Source organism: Massilia pseudoviolaceinigra (genome assembly GCF_030846505.1).
Taxonomy (GTDB): domain Bacteria; phylum Pseudomonadota; class Gammaproteobacteria; order Burkholderiales; family Burkholderiaceae_D; genus Telluria_A; species Telluria_A violaceinigra.
In genome coordinates, this window is sequence record NZ_JAVCWL010000019.1 from 63,528 (window position 1) to 84,622 (window position 21,095).

Genomic DNA, 21,095 nt, shown 5'->3' on the forward strand with positions numbered 1-21,095 from the left:
CACATTTTTAATTCCCTCATATAAATCAAACACTTAGCTGCAACTTGGCTTCGCCGGGCCGCTCTAAGCAAGACATTTAACCTGACGGAGAACCCATGCGCGACTACAAGGATGTCAAACACGCCCTTCCCACTGGCGAGCACTATGCCGGTCTGATTCTTGGAAAAGATAACTGCCGGGACCACCATCTGGTGTTGCTTCCCGACGAGCTAGAAGAGGTTCCGTGGGGACTTGCGCGCGACTGGGCGCTGCAGTGCGGCGGCGAATTGCCGACCCGGCGCGAGCTGGCGCTGCTGTACGCAAACCTGCGCGAGCACTTCCAGCGCATGTGGTATTGGTCATGCGAAACGCAGGAGCCGCGCGCCCACCTGGTGTGGGGGCAAAACTTCACCAGTGGCATCCAGACCATGTACGGCCGGCCCTTTCGCGGCCGGGCGCGCGCCATTCGCCGCCTGCCGGTCGATTGATCGCGGCCGCACCGTCGCCAGTCACGCGTGCGCTATGTGCCCTACCGAACGGATCGGCAGATGCTTTTCCGATATCGTCCGTTGTGTCAACTCCGAAGCACTTAAATAACAACAGCCGTATTGGAAAACACCATGAATATCCTCATCAGCCTCATCGTCTACCTGGTCGTCTTCGGACTGATCTGGTGGCTCGTCAGCATGCTGCCACTGCCGTCGCCCGTGGCGCAGATCGTCCGTGTGCTGTTCATCATTCTCCTGATCCTGATCGTCCTGTCGGTCTTCGGCATCATTCCGGGTAATTTCCTGCCGCGACTGAATTTTTAGTCCCGCAACAGCTCGACCGGCCCGGCCAGTTCCCAAAGGAACCGCCGGGCTTTTTTACGTCTCGTGGGAATATAATCAGGCAACCATGACAACGTCATTTCCGATGCAAGCACAGATCCAGGCCTTTTTCGACGACGCCACCGCCACCATCACCTACGTGGTGTTCGCCGGCCCGGGCACGAGCTGCGCGATCATCGACCCGGTGCTCGATTTCGATCCCAAGTCGGGCCGCACCGCCACCGCATCGGCCGACCGGATCATCGATTTCGTGCGCGCCAATGCGCTCAGCGTCGCCTGGCTGCTCGAAACCCACGCCCACACCGACCACCTGTCGGCAGCGCCGTACCTGGCCGCGCAACTGGGCGGAAAAACCGCCATCGGCGCCGGCATCCGCAGCGTGCAGCGCGCCTTTTCCGGGCTGTTCGCCGATCCGGGCGAAACAACCCGCTTCGACCACCTGTTCGAGCCCGACGACACCTTTGCCATCGGCGCACTGCAGGCGCGCGCGCTGCACGTGCCCGGGCACACGCCGGCCGACATGGCGTACGCGATCGGCGACGCCGTCTTCGTTGGCGACACCTTGTTCATGCCCGACGTGGGCACCGCGCGCTGCGATTTCCCCGGCGGCAGCGCAGCGCTGCTGTACCAGTCGGTGCGGCGCATCCTGGCGCTGCCAGCCGCCACGCGCCTGTTCATGTGCCACGACTACCCACCCGGCGGGCGCGCACCCGCATGGGAGACTACCGTTGCGCAGCAGCGCGCGCACAACATCCATGTGCACGATGGCGTGAGCGAGGCCGATTTCGTGGCGATGCGTAGCGCGCGCGACGCCACGCTCGCCATGCCAACCCTGATCCTGCCCGCCATCCAGGTCAACCTGCGGGCCGGCCAGCTGCCGCCGCCCGAGGAAAACGGCGTGCGCTACCTGAAAATCCCGCTCAACGCTTTCTGAACCGGTTCTTACTGTTTGGCGGCGTCGGCCCAGCGCGCCACCGGCTTGTCGGTATTGGCCAGGAACCAGGTGGTGGCCGCCATCAGCGCCACGTGGCGGCGCAGGTTTTCCGGATCGACCTTGTCGAGCGTATCGGCCGCGGTATGGTGGTAATGGAAGTAGCTGGACGTATCGATCAGCGGCGAGAAGCTTGGCACGCCGGCCTGTTCGAGTTCGTGCAGGTCGCCCGTGCTGAGCGCATCGCTGCGCTGGAAGGCGCCCGCGCCCATTGGCTCGAGCGCGGCCTGCAGCGGCGCGAACTGCGCCACGTCGCGCGCAAGCACGCTGGCGCGCAGCCCGAACGGCCGCCCTGTCCCGCTATCGCTCTCGATGGCGGCAATCTGCTTGCCCAGCGTCGTCTTGTTCGCCTCGAAATACGCTTGCGCGCCGCGCCCGCCGTTTTCCTCGTTGGCCCAGGCGATCACGCGGATCGTGCGGCGCGGCCGGTAGTCGAGCTTTTTCAGCGTTTCGATCACGGCCATCGCGCTGGCGACACCGGCGCCGTCGTCGTTGGCGCCGGTGGCCAGGTCCCAGGAGTCGAGGTGGCCGGAGACAATCACGAATTCATCGGCCTTGTCGGTGCCCGGCCAGTCGGCGATGACGTTGAAACTGTCGGCGTCGGGCAGCACTTGCGGCGTGAGCGTCAGGCGCATGCTCACCGGGCCGCGCGCGGCCAGGCGCACCATCAGCATGGCGTCTTCGGCGCTGACGGCGGCCGCCGGGATGCGCGCGCCGTCCTGCATGCCGCCGGTGCCGGTGTGCGGCAGGCGGAAATCGGCGCCGCCGACCGAGCGTACCAGCGCCGCGGCCGCGCCCAGTTCAGCCGCCATGCGCGGTCCGCCGACCCGGTATTTCGCGCCCTGGCGGTAAGCCTGCGACGCCATGCCCCGCTCGGCCATGCCCTGGTCGAAGGCCACGTCGAACAGCACGATGCGGCCCTTCACCTCGGCGCTGCGCGCCTTGAGTTCATCGAAGCTGCGCACCACGATCACCGGCGCCACCAGCCCCGCCGCCGGCGTGGCGGACGAACCGCCCAGGGCGGTGAGCACCACGCGCTGGGTCACGCCGGCCGGCCGCCCGCGGTAGTCCACCAGTTCGCCCTTTTCTTCGCCACGCACCCAGTGCGGCACCTTGACCGGCTGCAGCGTCACGGTGGCGCCCAGCTTGCGCATGGCGTCGGCCACCTGGGTGACCGCGGCGGCGCCGCCGGCGGACCCGGACAGGCGCGGCCCGATCAGGTCCGTCATGTCGGCCAGGCGCTCGTAGGCCCAGTCGCTTTTGAGGGCGGTGTCGCGGATTTTCGCCAGGGCGGCGGGGTCGTTGCCGGGAGCGGCGGCAGACGCGCCGCCGCTGACGATGCTGACGATACTGGCGGCGAGAAGGGACAACACAGGCGTGTGGAACGTGCGTGACATGCGTTCAATCCTTGAAGTGGGCAGAAGGATTCCAACGATAACGCATTTGCGCCAAGCGTGCCGGGGCAATGTCGATTGGCGGCCGTTCAGCCGCCGCTCATGCCGCCACCAGGCGCACGCGCGTGATCTCGGACGGGGCGCCGAAGCGTTTCGGCGGCCCCCAATAACCGGTGCCGCGGCTGGTGTAGACCCACAGCTCGCTCATGCGGTTCAGGCCCGCGGTGAACGGCTGCTGCAGGGGCACGAACAGGTTCCACGGGAAGAACTGGCCCCCATGCGTGTGGCCCGATAGCTGCAGGTGAAAGCCCGCGTCGGCCGCGGCGGGTGCGCTGCGCGGCTGGTGCGCCAGCAGGATGCGCACGGTCACGTGGTCGGGCGCGCCCGCCGCCGCCGCGCGCGGATTGCTGCGGTGCGATTCGTCGAAATGGTGCGCGGTGAAGTCGGTCACGCCAGCGATCATCAGGGCCGCGTCGCCGCGCTCGCAGACCACGTGCTGGTTCATCAGCACCGTCAGGCCGAGGCGGCGCATTTCGGCGATCCACTCGTCGGCGCCGGAGTAGTATTCATGGTTGCCGGTGACGAAAAAAGCGCCGTCGCGGGCCGACAGGCGCGCCAGCGGTTCGGTGTGCATGCGCAAGCGCCGCACGCTGCCGTCGACCAGGTCGCCCGTGATGGCGATGGCGTCCGGCTTGAGCGCGTTGACCTTGGTGACAATGGCGTTCAGGTAGCCGCGCTTGATGGTCGGGCCCACGTGGACGTCGGAAATCTGCACGATCGAGTACCCGTGCAGCGCGGTCGGCAGGCCGGCGATCGGCACCTCCACTTCGACCACGCGCGCCACGCGGCGGGCATTGACCAGGCCAATCAGGGTCACGCCCAGCGCCAGCAGCGGTACCGCCATGGCCGTGCCGCGCACGATGGCCTGGCCGGCGCCGCCGGCCATTTCAAACACCAGCAAGCCAAGGTCGCGCACGAGGGTCAGGACCAGCAGCGAGGAAAAAAAGCCCATCGTCAGCATCCCTGCCCACGCCAGCTGGTCGGCCCAGCGCCAGCGCTTGAAGCGCACCGACAGCAGCCCAGCCGGCATCAAGAGGGTCGACGCGGCCAGCAAGGCGACCGCCAGGGCCACGCCCAGCGGGCCGGGATCGATGGCCGGCACCAGCCGCATGCCTATATAGACATGCAACATTGACAGAAGGGCCAGGACAATGAAAACGGCGCGCGCGGGCATGGGCAGGTCCGGAAAAGGAGGGGTAACCGAAGGCAGATGGGGCGGCAATCGGCTTACGCAAGGGCAAAGATCGCACGCGACCGTTGTTACAGTACGCACGCATTTGTAAGATTCTGTATTACCAATGGAGTTCCCATGGAGTACCGCTATAGTGGAGTCATGCCCCAGCGCTTGCGTGATCATCCCGATCTCGGTTGAGGCCAAAGGAAACGCTATGTTGAACACAAAATTTGTTGGTGCGGTGATTCTGGCTGCGGCGGCCATCTCCTCCACCGCAATGGCTAGCGACCGCGGCGTCAATACGGCGATCGGCGCCGTCGCCGGCGCAGCAATCGGTAACAGCACCGGATCGCGCAACGGCGCGCTGGTCGGTGGCGTCATTGGTGCGGTGGTCGGCAATTCGATCAGCACCCGTGACCGTGGTTACAACTCCGGCAACTACAACGACAACCGCTATGAAACCCGCTACGAAGAGCGCCGCTACGAGCGCCCGTACCGCGAGCCGGCACGCGTGTATGTCGAATCGCGCAGCTACTACCAGCCAGCCCCGGTGTATTACGCACCGCCTCCGCGCTACTACGGCCCTCCGGCGGTCGTGTATGTTGAGCGCGGCCGGGGATATCGTCACGGGTACGGACATGGTCATGGCCGCGGCCACGGTCGGGGTCACGGCCACGGACATGGATACGGCCGTTAATAACAGCTAGTTCCCCCCAGTTTTGCCCGGGCACGAGTTTCTCGTGCCTTTTTTTCGTCCCGACTCCCTTTCCCAGCCCCTCCGCTATGGCTTGCTGACGGCACGTGCCGGCACCTGAGGGGGAAGCATGGAAACAGCGGACGCAATCATCGCCCTTGGCGCAGGGCAATACCGCCTGTGCGGCCAGCTGGGCGGCTCGGCCTACGGGGTGGTGTGGCGTGCCGTGGGGCCGCGCGGCGAGGTGGCGCTCAAGCTGGTCAACCGCGACCAGATGGCGCGCGCCCATCCCCTGCAGCAGGAACGCTGGGTGACCAGCGCCCGCAACGAAATCGCCTTCCTCCAATCGCTCGCCCCCTGGGACGAGCGCCACGTGGTGCGCCTGCTCGACAGCGGCGAGCACGATGGCTTGCCCGTCATGGCGCTCGAACTGCTCGACACCGACCTTGGCCGCCACATCGCCCTCGAACGCGATGCCGGCCGCCCGCTCGCCACCGGCCAGCTGCTCGACTGGCTCGGGCAGATCAACCAGGCGCTGGCCAAGGTTCACCAGTACGGCTGGTCGTATCTGGATCTGAAACCGGCCAATGTGCTGCTCTCGCGCCGTCACGGCAGCGTCAAGCTGGCCGATTTCGGCACCAGCCGCCCGCTGGCCGACGGCCAGGCCCGCGCCTACGCCGGCACGGCCAGCTGGCAGGCGCCGGAACAGTTTTTCCCGGACCCCGCCGGCTGCTACGACACCGATACGCGTACCGATTATTTTGCCCTCGGGGCGCTGTTTTATTATCTGGTGACGGGCGGCCTGCCGCTGCGCTTTTGCAGCGACTGCGGCCAGGCTTACCGCGAGCACCGCAACGAGGGCGCGGCCATGCTGCTGGCGCGTCACGGCAACCGCCCTCCTGCCACCCTGCACGCCGATGAAGCGGACCATTTCGTGCGCGCCTTCGGACGCCGGGCCGACGCCGGCACCTGGAGCCCGGCGGCCGATGAGCCATCGAGCGGCGCGGACGAGGCGCTGCTGCTGCTGCGCGCCCTGCTCGGCGCCGACCGCGCGCAGCGGCCGCGCCACGCCATGCAGATCAGCCGCATGATCGGCGCCATTCGCGCCGCCCTGCCCGCGAGCGTCCAGCCATGATGCGCTTTCAGCTTGCGGACCGTTCGCCGGGCTTGAGCCTGACCGCCAGCGTGCTCGCGGTCCTGTGCCTGCTGCAGCTGGTGTGCCTGTGGCGCGCGCCGCCGGCATGGTCGCCCGAGCGCATTTCGGTGTCGCTGCAGCCGGGCGAATCGCTCACCATTGGCGACGCCGAACTGGCCGCCCCCCAGGCCGACAGCGCCCACCTGGCACTGCGCCGCGCGAATGACGGCAGCTGGTGGGCCAGCAACGTCAGCGCCGGCAAGCAGGTACTGCTGCAGCGCGATGGGTTTGACCGCCGCATGGGCTCAAGCGCCGTACTGGCTGGCCAGTCGTTCCGCATCGGCGCCGCGCGTTTCGATGTCGCCGACGCCGGCACCACGCAAATCGCGTTCTCCGGCCCCGGCGCCGCATGGCGCTATGATGGCGCCACGCTGTACCGCAACGACAGCGCCCAGCCTGCGTGCCCGGACGCCGGCTTTGCCGCACGCGCCATCGCGCTCTGGAACCGCGCCATGCCCCACGCGCTCACGGTTGCGCGTCCGCTCACCTTTGGCGGCAATCTGTACTGCGGCAACCGGCTTGGCATCGCCTACGTGGAGGGCGCCAGCGCCAGCATCGCCCGCACCCGCGACGGACTGCTGCTCTCTGGCGCGGCCGAACGCGCACCGCTCCTGATTTCGTCCGCCGCCGGAACCGTCGACCTGGCGCGCAGGGCCGAACCGCTGGCCGGCGTGCAGACCCTGGTGGCCGGGCGCACCCGGCTCGGCATGCAGATTAGCGACGGTGTGCTGCATCTGCTGCCGCAACGCCACGTGGCGCTGTACGCCGAAGCCGACGCCCTGCTGCCGGTGCAGGTGGCGTGGCAGTGGAAGAAGCGCGGCTTGTGGACGCTGCCCGCCGGGCGTGCGTGGTACGTGGCGCTCGGCCTGTGCATCTTGCTGGCTGCGGCGGCAGCGGTGCAATGGCAGCGCGGTGCCTGGCCTTTTACCCGCGATACCGGCCACGCGCTGCGCGCGGCGACCATCGGCAGTGCACTGCTGGCCATTGCCGGCGTGGCCGCGCTGCTGTTCCAGCGCTCCGGCAGCGCACCGGGCGTGGGCTGGTCGATGCTGCTGGCCTGGACTGCGCTGTGGGGCTGCCTGCTGGTGCCGGCGCGCCTGTCACTGGCTACGGCGGCGGGCGTGCTGCTGCTGGCGGTCGGCCTGCTGGCGCAGCTGGAACTGGGCTTTGGCGGCGCCGAATCGGCCGCGCTGCGCCACTTCCAGAAATCGGTGGCGCTGCTGGCGATCGGCCTTGGCATCGGAGCGCACCTGCGCCTGCGTGTGCGCTCCGGCGCGCCGGTCATGCCCCAGACCAGCCTCGAATGGGTGCTCGCCCTGTTGACGCTGACGGCCCTGGCGGCGCTCCTGATGCAGGTGGTCTTCGGCGACGAAACCGGCGTGTTCGACCTGCAGCCGGTCGAATTCGCCAAGCTGGCGCTGACCGCGCTAACCGCGCACTGCCTCGCCATCGGCCTTGGCTGGCATGCGGACATGCCGGAACAATCGAGCCCCGCGCGGCGTTGGCTGCGCCTGGCGGCGCCGGTCCTGCTGTTCGCCGCCCTGCTCGGGCTGGCCCTGGTCCAGGTCGACGATTATTCGCCCCTGATCCTGCTGCTGGTGTGGTGCATGGCGATGGCCCTGGCGTGGGCGCTGGCCACGCGCACCCACGCCGCCACCGCGGCCTTGTTCGGCGTGGCGTGCGTGGCCGCCGGCAGCATCGCCTGGCTGCGCAGCGCCGGCGTGGCCGAAGTGGCGCAGTGGGGCTTTTATGCCGACCGTTTTCTGGTGTGGCTGGACCCGGCCCAGCATCCGCATACCGGCCAGCAGTTGCTGCTGGCGGCGCGCGCCATCGCCGAAGGGGCCTGGTGGGGCGCCGACAACGTGCTGGGACTGGGCGCCATGGGGCAGACCGGCGGCAGCGCGCTGCATATCCCGGCGGTGCAGGACGACTTCGCGCCATCCTTCTTCCTGAACCGCCATGGCCTGCTGGGCGCACTGGCGCTGTGGGCGCTGCAGGCGCTGTTCCTGGTCGGCCTGCTGCAGACGGCGGCGCGCGCCTTCGGCGCCAGCGAGCAGACGCGCGACTTCCGCCAGGCCTGGCTGTGGCGCTTCCGCTGCTTTGCCCTGTGCGGCGGGGCCGCCTTCGTGCTGGGCCACTTCCTGCTGTCGTGGGGGACCAACCTGGCGATCTTCCCGATCATGGGCCAGCCCATGAGTTTTCTGTCGGCCGGCGGCAGCCATCTGCTGTTTTTCATCTGCCCCCTGCTAGCGTTCAGTGCAATCAGTGCGCAATCAATCGAGGAGAATCAACCATGCCGGTCTACGTCCAACATGAAGTCCTGGGCAAGGTGAACGATGTGTTCAACGCCGAAACCCTGTGGCAGGCGCCCGGCCTGGCCCTGTTCTCGCGCCGCCCGCTGCTGCGCGACCTGCTCGAGCGCTCCCCGCGCGAACACCGCGGCCGCGCGCCCACCCGCTGCTTCTCGCATATCACCCTGATGCTGGCGCAGGATGAAGTCGACGACGACCGCCACCTGACGCGCGGCGCCCGCGTGCGCGACCTGGCGCAGTCGCTCACGGCCCTGCACCAGAAAGACTTCGGCGACCTGCTCGGCAGCGACGACGTACGCTACGACGTGATCGGCACCGATGCGCTGGAACCGGGCCAGGTCGAGGTCAAGTTCGGCCACGCGGTGTACCTGCCCGCCGCCGGCGAGCAGCCCTTGTATACAGTGGAAACCTCGCGCGACAGCGCCGTCTGGCAGGCGGTGTGCCCGATCTACCCGCAACAGCGCCTGGCCCTGATCGGCCACGATGCCGACCTGGCCAGCCACGCGGTGCCGGCCTGGCCGTTCGGCACGGTGGGCGCCATTTTGCTCATCAACGATGGTCCCGACGCCCCGATCGAGGTACAGGTGCGGCCCAAGGGCGCATTCGACTGCGCGCTCGACCCGCTGAGCGGCCATTACGTCGTCAGCGCCAAGGGCGACAGCGCCGGCGCGCGCCTGCTGATGCGCGTGCGCCGCGCCGGTGCGGCCCCCATCCCCGCTCCCTCGGGCAAACCGGCGGCGGTCTGGAAGGCGCGCGCGCCGGCAGGCATGGATACCGGCGACACCGCCGTGCCGTTCAGCCACCGTCCCGCGGCGGCACCAATCGAGAGCGACGCTACTTACGCCCCGCTCGCGCAGCAGCGCGTCAGCCTGGTCGGCCTGGCGCTGCCCTGCCTGAGCCGCTATCACGATACCGGCGCCGTATCGATGGAAATTGGCCTGGCGCCCTCGCTGCAGCTGGCCGCCGACGGCGAAGCGGCCGCCATCAGCTTCAGCGTCGACGCCGCCGACCAGCTGTTCGCGCTCACCGGCGCCGGACGCCAGCCGATCGAGGCGCCCGCGATCTTCACCCCGGTCGACGCGCGCGCGGTGGAACTGCTGGCGGTCGCTCCCGCCATGGCGGAGCGCTATCGCGCCCTGCTACGCCTGCCGCATCCGATCGCCGCTCCCGTGGCCAGCGGCGCGCGCTTTGCCTTCGGCCGCAGCGCGCCCATGCTGGCGGCGCTGCGGGTGCTCGATTCGGCGCGCTTCCTGCGCCTTGCCGGCGGCGCCGACAGCGCCAGCGCAGACCGTATTGGCCTCTCGCGCAGTGCCTTCAGCTTCGAAGCGGGACCAAGCGGTTACCAGATCGGACGCCTGAGCGCGACCCAGGCGCTGTACCACCTCGACGACCAGCTGGTTTTCGTGGCCAGCATCGGCGAGGCCAGCTCCGACAAGCCCTATTTGCTGCCATCCGGTCATCATCTGGTGGCCGGCCACTACGTGCTGCGTTTCGACGCGTAAGGAGCGCACCATGCCAAGCGCAAATTACCTGACCATGGGGGCCTACGCGGCGGGCCTGATCGCCACCCTGGTGCTGGCGGCGTGGCTGACGCCTGCGCGCTGGTGGCGCCGGCCGAACCTGCGGGCGGCTAGCATTCTGGTCGCCGGCACCTGGGGCCTGGGCGCCCTGCTGCTGTCGCTGCTGCCGGCGGCCCTGCCGGCGCTGGCGGCCGCGCCGTCCAACGCCGGCATCAGCTACACCGTCTACGATGACCTGAACCTGCGCGCGGACAAAGGCATCGGCGCCCAGCGCATCGCCGTGGCGCCGGCGGGAACCGTGGTGACCACCACCGGCCTGCGCGACGGCGACTGGTGGCAGGTCAGCGCACGCATCGACGGCAAGATTGTACGCGGCTGGTCGAGCAGCCTGTGGCTGCGGCGCGCCGAGGAAGCGCGGCGCTGAGGGTGGTCAGGCGGGCAGCTTCATCGGGTTGAAAAACAGGCCATTGACACTCTGCATGGGCGAGGTACGCTCGAAACCCATGGCCTGGTAGACCGGCAGCGCGTAATTGGACGAATTGACGGTAAAGCTGCCGTCGCCGCCACCATCGATCGCTTCGCGCCGGGCCACGTCCCACATGGCGCGCGCCACGCCGCGTCCGTGGAAGTTTTTACCGACGAACATGTGATACAGATGCTTGCGTTCGCGTATGGCGATAAAACCTGCCAGTTCGCCACCGATCTCGGCCACGTGATACACATAGCCTTTTGCCAGAAAACCCTGGAAACCCTGTTCGTCATTGTCACGCAGGAAAGTCGCAACCACTTCCGGCGGCGATTCATGCACGATGAACTCGGTGGCCAGCGCGCGGAACAGCGCGACGACGGCGGGGATGTCGCTGGGCTCGATGGGACGGATACGCATTGTCGGTTTAATGAGATTGACAGAGCACCATTGTGCACGTTTGGCCGCGATTGTGCAGGCCATTTGCGCCCGCATGTTGACGCCCGGCACTAGCGCGCCGTAGACTGGAACGATCATGTCCAAACCGAGCCTGTCCGTTCCCCTGCCGGCGCCGTCGCTGTGCGCCAAGGTGCCCCTGTCCAAGCCGCTGCGCCACGCCCGCTTCAGGCATTTGTGGACGGCCAACCTGATATCGAACCTCGGTACCTGGACCCAGACCTTCGCCTCGGCCTGGCTGGTTGCCTGTGTGGCAAGCTCGGCTTCGACGGCGAGCCTGGTCCAGACCGCCAGCTACATTCCCATCTTTCTGTTTGCGCTGTTCGCCGGCGTGATTGCCGATGCGGTGCACCGGCCCAAATTTTTGTTTTTCTGCAATCTGTTCATGGCCTTGTGCGCCTGCGCCATGGCCGCGCTGGCCATCAGCGGGCGGGTGTCGACCGCGCCCGTGCTGGCGTTGACATTCTGCATGGGCACCGGCGCGGCCTTCATGTGGCCGGCCTGGCAAGCGTCGATGTCGGGCCTGGTTGAACCGGACGAGGTCGAAGCCGCCGCCACCCTCAACAATCTCAGCTACAACGTCGCGGCCATCCTCGGGCCGGCGCTGGGCGGGCTGCTGTTCAACTGGGTCGGCGCCGGCGCGCTGTTCCTGGTCAACGCGCTGTCCTTCGTCGGTCTGCTGACCGTGTACTGGTCGTGGTGGCGCGACGGCGTGCCCGAGCCGCGCGCCCGGGTCGATTTTGCAAGCAGCCTCAAGCTCGGCCTGCGCACCGCGCTCGGCTGCGGGCGCTACCGGCGCATCCTGCTCAATGTGTGCACGGTGTTTTTCGCGACGATTGCATTCGCGGCGCTGCTGCCGGTGTTCGTGCGCCAGGTGCTGCAGATGGATTCGAGCGTGTTCGGCATCCTGATGGGCAGCCTGGGCGCGGGTGCAGTGTGCGGCGCCTTCCTGCTGCCTTCGCTGCGCACGCGGGTCGGCAAGACGCGCCTGCTGAGCGGCTCGCTGCTGGTCTACGGCGCCATGCTGTGCCTGCTGCCATTCATCCGCTCGCTGGCGCTGCTGGTGCCGCTCATTGTCGCGGCCGGCATGGCGTGGTCGGCGACCGTCTCGACGCTGAACGCGGCGGCGCAACTGGCTTTTCCGGCCAGCATACGCGCACGCACCCTGTCGATCTATCTGTTCGTGATGGCGGGCGGTTATACCATCGGCAGCGTGGTCTGGGGCGCTCTTGCCGACCGGGTCGGCGTGCAGGCCGCGCTGGCCACCGCTGGCGCCTGCGTGATCGTCAATGCCATTGCTTTGGCAACAGGAAAGCGGGAAACGTCCATCTGATCGTCGTTTTGGAGCGGCAAGTTTTCCGATAAGCTGTCAGGATTGCCAAACAGTCCGCTCAAGCCCGATGACAACAGCAGCCCCCAGCCTGGATTTTGGCCCCTATCTCGACGTGTCGGTGCACTCTTGCGCCGGCGCCAACGCGGTTGCGCGCCTGGAAAACCAGGATAATTACCTGGTCGTCGACCGCACCGGCAGCGCCGTCTTCCTGCGCGGGCAAGCCGGACAGCGCCAGCAGGTGGCCGACTGGCCCGCCGGCCACATGCGCGTGGCGGTACTCGACGGCATGGGCGGCCACGGGCGTGGCCGCGAGGCCGCCGAGGCGGTCGTGGCCGGTTTGCTGGAAATGCCTGCGTGCCACACGCTGGGCGATCTGTCGGCCCGGCTCGACCTGCTGCACGGGCAGTTGCAACGCCAATTCGGCTGTGACCCCACCACCGGCAAGCGGCCCGGCACCACCCTGACGATGCTGGAACTGCGCCCCAACAAGCCGGCGCTGCTGTACCACGTGGGCGATTCGCGCCTGTATGAAATCATCGGCGCGCACGTTACCCCGATGACGGTCGACCATGTTCCCGCAACCGCCTTTGCGATGGGTGGCTTGCTGGGCGAGCACGAATGGTGGCAACAGGTGCATGGCGAGCACCGCTCCCAGATTTCGCAAGCTTTCATTCTAGGCAATGCGTTCGCCAATCCGGCCGAATTGGCCGATGAGCTGTTTGAGCTGTCGCCGCGCAACTTGCCGTCGTATCTGTACCACTTGCCGGACCGGCGCGCGCTGGAACTCGATCCGGGCGCGGTGTACTTGCTTGCCAGCGATGGTTTCTGGGCCTGCGCCGACCCGTGCGCGTGGCTGGCCCGCTGGCCGGCGCTGCTCGAAGGGCAGGACAGCGCCCGCGCCATCAGCGACGTCCTGTTTGGGGAAATGAGCAGCAATCCACCGCCCGAGCTGCATATCGACAACCTGACCGCCATCGTGCTGCGGCCGCTGGTCCACGACGAGACGGCGGCTCCGATATCCACCCAACAACTTTATGCAGGCGAGCCTTAATGACCCGACAACACTCTGTTTCGATACACAAATATTGTTGTAAGGCACAGACGTTTCGCGTGCCACACATCCATAAAAGCGCGTAAGCTTTGACACTCATGAACGGCGAGTATTGCCATGAAAAAATGCAACAATCCTCTTCATCCGCACTGCACCTTCTGGGTCATGCCAGGGGAAAGCGCCTGTTCAAACGGCCATGCCCAGTCGGCCGTACCGGCCGCGGCGGCGCCCGCGAATTCCAGTTATGAACTGATCAGCGCCCTGCGCAGCTCGCGTCCCACGGCCAAGCCAGGGGCGGCGCCGTTCGCCTACCCTGACGAGGCGCCACCCGCGCTGCAGCGCCCTCACCTGCACATCAGCGGTTTCGATCCGCGCGCGGCGGGCGGGCGCCAGGCCATCAAGGTCGAGCTGCGCGGCATGCCGCCCGACAGCGCTCCCCTGGTAACCATGCAATTGCAGTCGGCGCTGATCGCGCAAGGCAACGCCCGTCATTCCTTCGTGCGCACCCTGCGCGGCGACTGGCGCCCGCTGTTCATCGAATTTTCCTCACGCAACAAGGAACACGGGCAGTACCGCATCGAGGTGGAGCTGTTCAACCTGCAGGACAGCCGCATCCGCCATAAATGGGTGTGTACGCTGGTGATCCTGGTGCCGCGGCCGGACGCGACCCTGACGGAAATCCACCAGACCTTCCTCTCGACCCACAAAAACGTGCGCGTGATGGCGGACGACGCCTCGATCGCCCGGGTCAATGCCCAGGCCGGCGGTGGACGCCTCGATATCGACGTGCATGCACGCAACGCCTCGATCGCCAACCTGAATCTCGACGCCAAGGCCGGCAAGGTCGACCTGGGCTTTTCGACCATTGCCTGGGATGAAGACCTGATCGAAATCGACGTGCCCGCGCATTCCGATCCGCACCCGCACCCGACCGCCTGCGCCTGCCTGGTCAACGCCGCGCCCGAAGCCGGTGCGCAGCGCCAGGTGCGCCTGTTCGCGATGGCGGAATGCGTGCTGGGCCGGTTTGAACTGTACGACCCCGAGGCGGACGTGCTGCTGACCCACTTCGGCGACGATGGCCAGGACCGCGATGGCCTCACGCGCCGCCTGTCCGGGCGCCACGCGGTGATCCGCCCGGGCATCAACGGCTTTGAAATCGAAGATGTGTCGCGCTACGGCATCCTGCTCGACGGCGTGTGGCCGGGCAAGAACAAGCCAGTGCCGCTGCGGCTGGGCATGCGCATCGAGCTGTCGGCCAGCATCAAGGGCATTGTGGAGCTGAATGTGACGGCCATCATGCCGCATGGCGTGATCGTGCACCGCGTCGACCAGGGAGCGCATGCCGAGTGTTTCTATTTTCTGGAACCGGGGCGGCATCCGGGCTTTCCGCTGGCGCCGTTTGGCGCCGCGCCGCGGGCGTCGGTGATGCCGGTTATTTATCACCAGAATGGCGGTTTCTGGCATCTGGACCCGGCCTCCGGCAAGGAAACTGCACTTAGTCCCGGAGCGGCGCTGGACCGGCTGGCCCAGTTTCCACGCCATACGCGCTTTGCCAGCGAATCGTACCCGGAATGCTGGATCGTGCGTTCGGCATTGAAATCGACGCACGGCGTGGCGGACATGCAGACCGCCTGACGCTTGCTCCCGGCGGTTCGCTAGCCGCGTTCCTTGATGCGGCGTAGCTGCGCGGCCTGATAGGCGCCGAAGACATCGTTAAACAGGCAGCGGATCAACGGATCGTCCACCAGCTCGGCACCCTGCAGATCGGCTTCGGTCTGGGCGTCAAATACCGCGTCATTCATCCGCATGTACATCGACGTCAGTGCCTCGCCCAGTTCCAGCGCTGCATACAATCTCGCAACCGGCACTTCGGTGGTCCACGACAAGGCATCCGGCACGCCGGCGAGCAGCTCGATATTGTCGCCAACAATGCGGTAATGAAAATGCGTGCCCTGCCCTTCATGGTCGAATACCGATAAACGCCACACGCGCGGCTTTTCGAAAAAACTCTCTTCCGGCAATTCCAACTCCCGGTATTTGTCCAGCAGGCCCGCTTCGCAGTAGTGAATCACACGCTCATGCTGCGCCGCGGTCAAGGGCGGAAAATGGCGCGCGATATCGGCCGTGCGCGGCGCCTGCGCGTGCCCCGCGTACTGGTAATCGACATCCTGTTCGCCCACCGGCACCACCCAGCTTAACGGCGGCGCGGCGTCGAGCGCATCATGGCCAAGCACGAACGACACCGATGGGTTCATCCTGACGATGCGCGCGTCAGGCAGGGCCGCGCCCACCTCGTCCTCGAACTGGCGGTACGTGATCGGGAAAAACGCGTGGTTATACCAGGACCACGGCTCCTGCACGAACTGGCAGGAGCTGGGCACGACATAGCGCGGCCTGAGCGCGGCCAATTGTTCAATCCACTCTTCCGGCAGCCGGGGCGGCACGGGGGCGGCGCGCGACGGCGACAATACCTCGATTTCGCGCATGGTCTGGAATGGCCACAGCACCATGTCCCACGGCGCGAAGCGCGCCAGCGCCGGCAGGGTCGCCGGATCGATCCACGAATCGACGACATTGAGCACATTCAGGCCGGCGGCCTGGATATGGAACATCGAATCGACGTCGGCATCCATGGCCTCGCGCGCAATCACCGCGAAGGCGCCGATGTGCACCGGCGCGTCGATGCGCAGCGGATGAACGTGTATGAAGCCGAGCTCGCGCACCATGGCGAACAATTCGTCGAACAGGCAGTAGAGGTAGATGGGCGTGGCGCGGTCCAGTAAATCCAGGCTGTCGAACGAGCAGTGGTCGTCATGGAAATGCGAAATGAAGACGGCATCGAAGCGCACGCCGCGGATTTGCGCGTGGTCGAAGCGGACGTCGGGAAAAGCGTGGCAGTTGCGGCTGAAGGGATTTTCAAAGACGGGATCGAAAGCGATCAGCGTGCCCTCGCATTCGAATACATAGCCGGCGTGGAGAATCCTGGAGATTGTGAGCGTCATGCCGGCCATTATCTCACGCGGGCGGCCGTCCCAAAACGCTCGGCCATACCCCGGATCGCCTATCATGGCGGTATTGACCGGCCATCCGGTCGCCGAACTTCTGTAAGTGGACAAACAATGACGATCATCGAACTCCCGTTTCGGGCGACAACAGAACAAGCCTGCGCGTGGCTGGAAGAGCAAACCGGCTCGCCCTGGACCCTGGCGCGGCTGATAGAACAGACGCTCACGCCTTATGTGTGGCTCGATTACGACGCCAGTTATCCCGACCTGTTCGGCGACGCCAATGGCGGTTATGCGGCGCCGATCTTCTTTGAAGGCGACACCGCGCGCCTGGTGGCCGGCAGCGACGATGTGCTGATCACGATTACCAAGGACGCGTACAAGATCGTGGTTCAGCTGCCGCCACCAGGTTTCCGGCGCGAGCTGCACGAACTGCGCTTTCTCAAGAAGGAGCTGGAAAAACTGGTCGCCAGGCTCAAACGCGAGGCGGAACCCAGGCCGGTAATAGCGGAAACGGCACATGAGGCGCGCGTGGGCATCAGCAGGGACGAAGTGATCGCCGCTTTCGCGGGCATGCTGCGGATCGATATCGGCAAGGCGCTGGACGACGCGGGCGGCATCTTCGGCGATGAAGGCGCGCGCATCAAAGGCAGCGCCAGGAAGTCGAAGAAGCACGCCATGTGGAATCCGGTGACGCTGGCGCTCGGAATGAACGATCTGTACCGGGTGCCGGTATCGCAACTGAAGCGGGCATTCCAGGGCCACGATTTCCTGCATCCGTGGCTGGGGCAATGGAATGCATCGCTTGCGCTGCTTGGCAAGTGAGCGATAGGTTAAACTACGGCCCTACCACCTATGACCACTAAGCACCTGAATCTATGACCACCAAAAAACAGCCTGCGGTAAAACGCGCACCGGAGGAACCAGCCGGCCGGCCTGAAAATCCGTTCATCAGTACCGAATTTTTCGCCCGGATGCGCGATTACACCGAACGCGATGCGGCCTTTTCCAAGGAAATCAAGGCGATCGGGGAACGCGGCGCGGGCAAGCTGTCGACCGACGCGCGCACGGCGCCCTCGCTCGAACCGCTGCGTGGCGTCATCAAGAAAGGCTTGCCGCTCAAGGATATGTTCGGCCGCATCGTGCAGGGCGTGGAATCGGGCCTGTGGGAGCCATGGCTGACCGCCTACGGCTTTGAGCTGCGCGGCGTGAATTACGCCAAGACGGGGGCGCGCAACGCCCGTCTCGCGCTCGATATCAGTCTCGCATCGAAAGCCACCACGGTGTTTGCCAACGCAGGCATTCCCAACTGGCGCAGCCTGGTTGCGGAAGACTGCGCCCAGATCCAGATTGAAAAGCCAACCGAAAAAACGCCTGCCAAGGCGTATGCCATTTTCTGGCTCGACGCCGCGGACTGAGACTTCAGCGCACAGGCACTGGGCCGTATCGCGATGGTACGCCAGATTTCGCAATACCAATCTCAAGTGCTTCGCGTTGAGGGACAGCGCTCCGCCGAGCGCCGGGCCGCTGGTGGCACGCTGCATGGCGCCTGCAAGCGCAACGAGCATATGGAGCGCGGCGCAGAGAAATTGCTTTGATTACATTTCTCAATCGGGCGTCAAGCTAAGGGACGATAGCCGGTTGGGAATTGCTTCATCGAGAACATTTGCTGACCAGCAACGCCTACACGATTCGCGCTACTTCGTATTTTCTATCTCAACAGAGGTGTTTCATTGAAAACCAACACGCAACGAAAGGCATTCGCCTCCTGCGCGCCGCTGGGTGGCATAGCGCACCCCGTCTTTACCGCTTTACTGGGCCTGGCCGCGGCCATGCTGTCCACCGGCGCTCTTGCCGATGCTAACAGTGCGAAAACTAATTTCTTCGCAAACATGAAACAGGCCGGTGTGACTTTCCCGGATGTGAACGCGTCGACTGCCACGATGGTCCCGGCGCAAGTGAAAGGCTTGTATGGCATCTATAGCCCGAAGGGGAACCTCATCTCAGTCACCAATGAGGCGGGAACCCTGACCGGCAAGGCTGGCGGGTTCAGCAGCGTCGGGCTGCAACCCGGCAAACCGCGCCCGATGTCGCCACAGCAAGTGGCCGGGCTGCGCGCCGAGATCATGGCCAATATCGATTACGACAAACTGATCAAGACCTCGTATGGAAATGGCGGAGGACGCAAGATTCTGATGTTCTCGGCTCTCGATTGTCCGGGCTGCAATCAGCTTGAAAAGGCCATGCACAAGGCGGCGCCGACTCTGAACACGACCTTCTACATCGTCCCCGGCTCGTTGCGCGATAGCTCGGGTGGCGGCATCCCCTGGCTTGAAAAAGTTGCCCGCATAAGGTGCGACGACAATGCGGGCCAGGCATGGCAAACATACTGGACAAAACGTACCTTGCCGGCCGCCCGCGCATGCGCCCTGACGCCGGAACGCGTGGAGCTGGATAATTACCTGATGTCGCACATCATGGATGGCATCAAGGTCATGAAACCGATCTATCCCATGCTCGTTTCCGAAGATGGAAAGTGGCTTCCCCTGCCGCGTGGAATGACACCAGCTTCGATCTCAGCAGTGTTCGGTCCGGAGAGCAAGCCAGCGGTGGTTCAGGCACCGGTACAATGGCTGGCCGCGGCACCGGTCGCCGGCAAGAGCAAATAAAAGGACGCAAGACGTCCGCAATCTCTGCGAACGTCTTGCTGCCGGCGCGCTTGCGCGATTACTTCATCGTAAAGGTTTGCTGGGCAGTATCGACCGCATAATTGCGCGTGGTATCCCAGTACGTAAAGTTGTACTTGACCACGTCGCCAGCCTTCAGGCCACCTGCCGCGTAGGTGTTATTGCCGGCATCCTGGCGCATGCGCAGGTTTTGCTGGCCACCGGAGTTGACCGTGTAATGTACGTCCGCCCAGCTCGACGTGCGCACTGCGAACTGCAGCGTTGTCGGGCCGGTCTGGGTGGCGCTGACCGACACCGGGGTCGGTGTTGGAGTCGGTGTTGGAGTCGGCGTTGGGGTCGGCGTTGGAGTTGGTGTCGGCGTCGGCGTCGGCGTCGGCGTCGGCGTCGGCGTCGGCGTCGGCGTCGGCGTCGGCGTCGGCGTCGGCGTCGGCGTCGGCGTCGGTGTCGGTGTCGGCGTACCCGATTCCCACACAATATCGTCGATCGCCATCTGGAACGGTGCGCCCGGCAATTGCGTCGCTTCGCTCGAAAACTGGAACAGGTCCAGCATCGACTGCAACGCGACCTTCGGCCCGACCAGGGTCGATACCGGAATTGTCGCCGTCGCCCACTCACCGTTACGCACCAGGCCATAGGTGGTCGCATTGGCCGGGAACTTGACGGCGTTCTGGTTGGTGTAGGTATCCTGGATACTCACATTGAACGCGACATTGGCAGGAATCTTGATCCGGAACTTCAGATTGCCGTTCCTGAAATTGCTCATGTCATGCGCTTGGCGCGATTGCACGCTGCCGCCGAACCACTGGTTTGGCGCGGTGTAGTTCAAGGCCATGACATTGCTGCCCTCGAACGGCGCGATATTACCGGCGGACATGGACGCGTTATTCCACACAAAGATATCGGAGCTGGTGCCGGCGACCTGCTTGTTATTAACCGCGGTGGTATCGGTGAACACGCCGAACTTGCCCACTTCCGGCGTCGACTGGCTGCCCAGCTTGACCGAGCCCTTGCCATCGAGCTGATACACGCGCACGTAATCGACATACATCGTGCCCGGCAGCGGCGCGGTGACTTGTCCCGGCGAAGCGGCATCGGTAAAGTTACCGCCCACCGCCATATTCAGCAGCAGATAGAACGGCGCCTGCAGCGCGGTCGAATTGACCGGCAGCGGGTTGTCGTACATATTGTGCTCGACGCCGTTATCGACGATCGTGAAGCGCATTTGCGACTCGGTCCAGTACAGACGGTAGGTAACAAACCGGTTCGCCATCGAGGTCGGGGCGATATACCAGTTCTTGGTTTGCCACGCAGTCGACGCGGCGCAGCTTTCGTTGCCCGGCACGCAGGCAGCTTGCTGCCAGGTGATGACGTTCGAGCCGACGAAGTTATCGATGCCTGCGCCACCGGATCGATAGGAGGCGCGATGACCCATCTCGAGAATATCGATCTCGCCATTGCGCGGCCAGGTTTGCGGGCTGGAACCGAGCAACCATCCGGCCGGCCACAAACCGGTGCCGAGCGGCGGCGTGCTCACGCGCATCTCGATCATGCCGTACTGCACTTGTACCTTGCCGGCCGATGTCACTTTGCCGGAAGTAAAGGAGTTGCTGCCGGCCGTTTGACGCTGGGCCTTGATGGCCAGTGCGCGCGAGTTCGACTCGAACGGCACGTTCACGATGGACAGGTTGTTGGGGCTGTAGTACTGCAGTTCCTGGTTACCGTAGCCACACAGATTGATCTGGCAACCGTTGCCGTCGTCCGGCGTCCAGAAAGAGGTATTGAGGCTTGGGCCGTTGAACTCTTCCGACCACAGCAGCTGGCCGATGACGGGATTGGTCACGCTGGCGCCCGCGCTGGCGCCGTAGATGGCCAGGATACTGCCCGCGATGGCGGACAGTACGAATGTGCGTTTGCGGTTGGCCAGCTGGTTGTTTTGATTTTTCACAAT

At 65.4% G+C, this 21,095-nt stretch carries 19 protein-coding genes; 14 read left to right on the forward strand and 5 right to left on the reverse strand.

The window, feature by feature from the left end; genetic code table 11:
• Positions 1 to 95: 95 nt before the first annotated feature.
• The 3 genes from RBA40_RS19125 to RBA40_RS19135 all read left to right on the forward strand — a co-directional run bounded on the left by RBA40_RS19125 (position 96) and on the right by RBA40_RS19135 (position 1,743).
• Positions 96 to 467, forward strand: a complete 372-nt coding sequence (locus tag RBA40_RS19125; RefSeq protein ID WP_306649351.1) for a DUF1566 domain-containing protein — start codon at positions 96 to 98, stop codon at positions 465 to 467.
• 132 nt (positions 468 to 599) lie between these two features.
• Positions 600 to 791, forward strand: a complete 192-nt coding sequence (locus RBA40_RS19130) for a Thivi_2564 family membrane protein (RefSeq protein ID WP_099879863.1) — start codon at positions 600 to 602, stop codon at positions 789 to 791.
• 103 nt (positions 792 to 894) lie between these two features.
• On the forward strand, positions 895 to 1,743 hold the full coding sequence (locus tag RBA40_RS19135) for an MBL fold metallo-hydrolase (protein ID WP_306649439.1): 849 nt from the start codon (positions 895 to 897) through the stop codon (positions 1,741 to 1,743).
• 8 nt (positions 1,744 to 1,751) lie between these two features.
• On the opposite strand, the gene RBA40_RS19140 is transcribed toward RBA40_RS19135, so the two are convergent.
• Together RBA40_RS19140 and RBA40_RS19145 are read right to left on the reverse strand one after the other, a co-directional pair.
• Entirely contained in the window at positions 1,752 to 3,197 is a 1,446-nt protein-coding gene (locus RBA40_RS19140) for a M20/M25/M40 family metallo-hydrolase (protein ID WP_306649352.1), read from the reverse strand.
• 97 nt (positions 3,198 to 3,294) lie between these two features.
• On the reverse strand, positions 3,295 to 4,428 hold the full coding sequence (locus RBA40_RS19145) for a metallophosphoesterase (RefSeq protein ID WP_306649353.1): 1,134 nt from the start codon (positions 4,426 to 4,428) through the stop codon (positions 3,295 to 3,297).
• A 214-nt stretch (positions 4,429 to 4,642) separates the two neighbouring features.
• Between RBA40_RS19145 and RBA40_RS19150 the strand changes: the two genes are divergently transcribed.
• The 5 genes from RBA40_RS19150 (at position 4,643) to RBA40_RS19170 (ending at position 10,573) form a co-directional block, all read left to right on the forward strand.
• Positions 4,643 to 5,125: a YMGG-like glycine zipper-containing protein gene (locus RBA40_RS19150; RefSeq protein ID WP_306649354.1), complete on the forward strand. Its 483-nt coding sequence runs from the start codon at positions 4,643 to 4,645 to the stop codon at positions 5,123 to 5,125.
• A 127-nt stretch (positions 5,126 to 5,252) separates the two neighbouring features.
• Complete coding sequence (locus RBA40_RS19155; protein ID WP_306649355.1) at positions 5,253 to 6,257, forward strand: protein kinase domain-containing protein; 1,005 nt, start codon at positions 5,253 to 5,255, stop codon at positions 6,255 to 6,257.
• The gene (locus tag RBA40_RS19160; protein WP_306649356.1) at positions 6,254 to 8,650 is read left to right on the forward strand and encodes an FtsW/RodA/SpoVE family cell cycle protein; all 2,397 of its coding nucleotides are present in this window, start codon (positions 6,254 to 6,256) and stop codon (positions 8,648 to 8,650) included. The genes RBA40_RS19155 and RBA40_RS19160 overlap by 4 nt, the downstream gene beginning before the upstream one ends.
• Positions 8,611 to 10,131, forward strand: a complete 1,521-nt coding sequence (locus tag RBA40_RS19165) for a hypothetical protein (RefSeq protein ID WP_306649357.1) — start codon at positions 8,611 to 8,613, stop codon at positions 10,129 to 10,131. The genes RBA40_RS19160 and RBA40_RS19165 overlap by 40 nt, the downstream gene beginning before the upstream one ends.
• A gap of 10 nt (positions 10,132 to 10,141) precedes the next feature.
• Complete coding sequence (locus tag RBA40_RS19170) at positions 10,142 to 10,573, forward strand: SH3 domain-containing protein (RefSeq protein ID WP_306649358.1); 432 nt, start codon at positions 10,142 to 10,144, stop codon at positions 10,571 to 10,573.
• Between the two features lie 6 nt (positions 10,574 to 10,579).
• Here the strand turns inward: RBA40_RS19170 and RBA40_RS19175 are convergent, their stop codons facing one another.
• Positions 10,580 to 11,035, reverse strand: coding sequence for a GNAT family N-acetyltransferase (locus RBA40_RS19175; protein ID WP_306649359.1), 456 nt, complete (start codon positions 11,033 to 11,035; stop codon positions 10,580 to 10,582).
• Positions 11,036 to 11,150: 115 nt separating this feature from the next.
• Here RBA40_RS19175 and RBA40_RS19180 point away from each other — a divergent pair, with 115 nt between their 5' ends.
• The 3 genes from RBA40_RS19180 (at position 11,151) to RBA40_RS19190 (ending at position 15,090) form a co-directional block, all read left to right on the forward strand.
• A complete protein-coding gene (locus RBA40_RS19180; RefSeq protein WP_306649360.1) occupies positions 11,151 to 12,404 on the forward strand; it encodes an MFS transporter in 1,254 nt (417 codons plus the stop codon).
• Between the two features lie 67 nt (positions 12,405 to 12,471).
• Positions 12,472 to 13,455 (forward strand): PP2C family protein-serine/threonine phosphatase, encoded by a 984-nt coding sequence (locus tag RBA40_RS19185; RefSeq protein ID WP_306649361.1) that lies wholly within the window; start codon positions 12,472 to 12,474, stop codon positions 13,453 to 13,455.
• A 117-nt stretch (positions 13,456 to 13,572) separates the two neighbouring features.
• The gene (locus tag RBA40_RS19190; RefSeq protein WP_306649362.1) at positions 13,573 to 15,090 is read left to right on the forward strand and encodes an FHA domain-containing protein; all 1,518 of its coding nucleotides are present in this window, start codon (positions 13,573 to 13,575) and stop codon (positions 15,088 to 15,090) included.
• A 20-nt stretch (positions 15,091 to 15,110) separates the two neighbouring features.
• On the opposite strand, the gene RBA40_RS19195 is transcribed toward RBA40_RS19190, so the two are convergent.
• Complete coding sequence (locus RBA40_RS19195; RefSeq protein WP_306649363.1) at positions 15,111 to 16,457, reverse strand: MBL fold metallo-hydrolase; 1,347 nt, start codon at positions 16,455 to 16,457, stop codon at positions 15,111 to 15,113.
• Between the two features lie 117 nt (positions 16,458 to 16,574).
• Here RBA40_RS19195 and RBA40_RS19200 point away from each other — a divergent pair, with 117 nt between their 5' ends.
• From RBA40_RS19200 to RBA40_RS19210, 3 genes are all read left to right on the forward strand, one after another.
• Positions 16,575 to 17,285: a hypothetical protein gene (locus RBA40_RS19200; protein WP_306649364.1), complete on the forward strand. Its 711-nt coding sequence runs from the start codon at positions 16,575 to 16,577 to the stop codon at positions 17,283 to 17,285.
• 53 nt (positions 17,286 to 17,338) lie between these two features.
• Positions 17,339 to 17,878 (forward strand): hypothetical protein, encoded by a 540-nt coding sequence (locus RBA40_RS19205; RefSeq protein ID WP_306649365.1) that lies wholly within the window; start codon positions 17,339 to 17,341, stop codon positions 17,876 to 17,878.
• A 315-nt stretch (positions 17,879 to 18,193) separates the two neighbouring features.
• Complete coding sequence (locus tag RBA40_RS19210) at positions 18,194 to 19,129, forward strand: thioredoxin domain-containing protein (RefSeq protein ID WP_306649366.1); 936 nt, start codon at positions 18,194 to 18,196, stop codon at positions 19,127 to 19,129.
• Between the two features lie 58 nt (positions 19,130 to 19,187).
• On the opposite strand, the gene RBA40_RS19215 is transcribed toward RBA40_RS19210, so the two are convergent.
• Positions 19,188 to 21,092, reverse strand: a complete 1,905-nt coding sequence (locus RBA40_RS19215; protein ID WP_306649367.1) for a glycoside hydrolase family 16 protein — start codon at positions 21,090 to 21,092, stop codon at positions 19,188 to 19,190.
• Positions 21,093 to 21,095 lie beyond the last annotated feature (3 nt).

What these genes read in the sequence shown, in the direction of transcription:
- RBA40_RS19175 (WP_306649359.1), bottom strand. Translation starts at nt 11,035, where the DNA reads ATGCGTATCCGTCCCATCGAGCCCAGCGACATCCCCGCCGTCGTCGCG.
- RBA40_RS19180 (WP_306649360.1), top strand. Translation starts at nt 11,151, where the DNA reads ATGTCCAAACCGAGCCTGTCCGTTCCCCTGCCGGCGCCGTCGCTGTGC.
- RBA40_RS19190 (WP_306649362.1), top strand. Translation starts at nt 13,573, where the DNA reads ATGAAAAAATGCAACAATCCTCTTCATCCGCACTGCACCTTCTGGGTC.
- RBA40_RS19170 (WP_306649358.1), top strand. Translation starts at nt 10,142, where the DNA reads ATGCCAAGCGCAAATTACCTGACCATGGGGGCCTACGCGGCGGGCCTG.
- RBA40_RS19145 (WP_306649353.1), bottom strand. Translation starts at nt 4,428, where the DNA reads ATGCCCGCGCGCGCCGTTTTCATTGTCCTGGCCCTTCTGTCAATGTTG.
- RBA40_RS19165 (WP_306649357.1), top strand. Translation starts at nt 8,611, where the DNA reads ATGCCGGTCTACGTCCAACATGAAGTCCTGGGCAAGGTGAACGATGTG.
- RBA40_RS19160 (WP_306649356.1), top strand. Translation starts at nt 6,254, where the DNA reads ATGATGCGCTTTCAGCTTGCGGACCGTTCGCCGGGCTTGAGCCTGACC.
- RBA40_RS19130 (WP_099879863.1), top strand. Translation starts at nt 600, where the DNA reads ATGAATATCCTCATCAGCCTCATCGTCTACCTGGTCGTCTTCGGACTG.
- RBA40_RS19135 (WP_306649439.1), top strand. Translation starts at nt 895, where the DNA reads ATGCAAGCACAGATCCAGGCCTTTTTCGACGACGCCACCGCCACCATC.
- RBA40_RS19155 (WP_306649355.1), top strand. Translation starts at nt 5,253, where the DNA reads ATGGAAACAGCGGACGCAATCATCGCCCTTGGCGCAGGGCAATACCGC.
- RBA40_RS19150 (WP_306649354.1), top strand. Translation starts at nt 4,643, where the DNA reads ATGTTGAACACAAAATTTGTTGGTGCGGTGATTCTGGCTGCGGCGGCC.
- RBA40_RS19125 (WP_306649351.1), top strand. Translation starts at nt 96, where the DNA reads ATGCGCGACTACAAGGATGTCAAACACGCCCTTCCCACTGGCGAGCAC.
- RBA40_RS19205 (WP_306649365.1), top strand. Translation starts at nt 17,339, where the DNA reads ATGACCACCAAAAAACAGCCTGCGGTAAAACGCGCACCGGAGGAACCA.
- RBA40_RS19140 (WP_306649352.1), bottom strand. Translation starts at nt 3,197, where the DNA reads ATGTCACGCACGTTCCACACGCCTGTGTTGTCCCTTCTCGCCGCCAGT.
- RBA40_RS19200 (WP_306649364.1), top strand. Translation starts at nt 16,575, where the DNA reads ATGACGATCATCGAACTCCCGTTTCGGGCGACAACAGAACAAGCCTGC.
- RBA40_RS19195 (WP_306649363.1), bottom strand. Translation starts at nt 16,457, where the DNA reads ATGACGCTCACAATCTCCAGGATTCTCCACGCCGGCTATGTATTCGAA.
- RBA40_RS19185 (WP_306649361.1), top strand. Translation starts at nt 12,472, where the DNA reads ATGACAACAGCAGCCCCCAGCCTGGATTTTGGCCCCTATCTCGACGTG.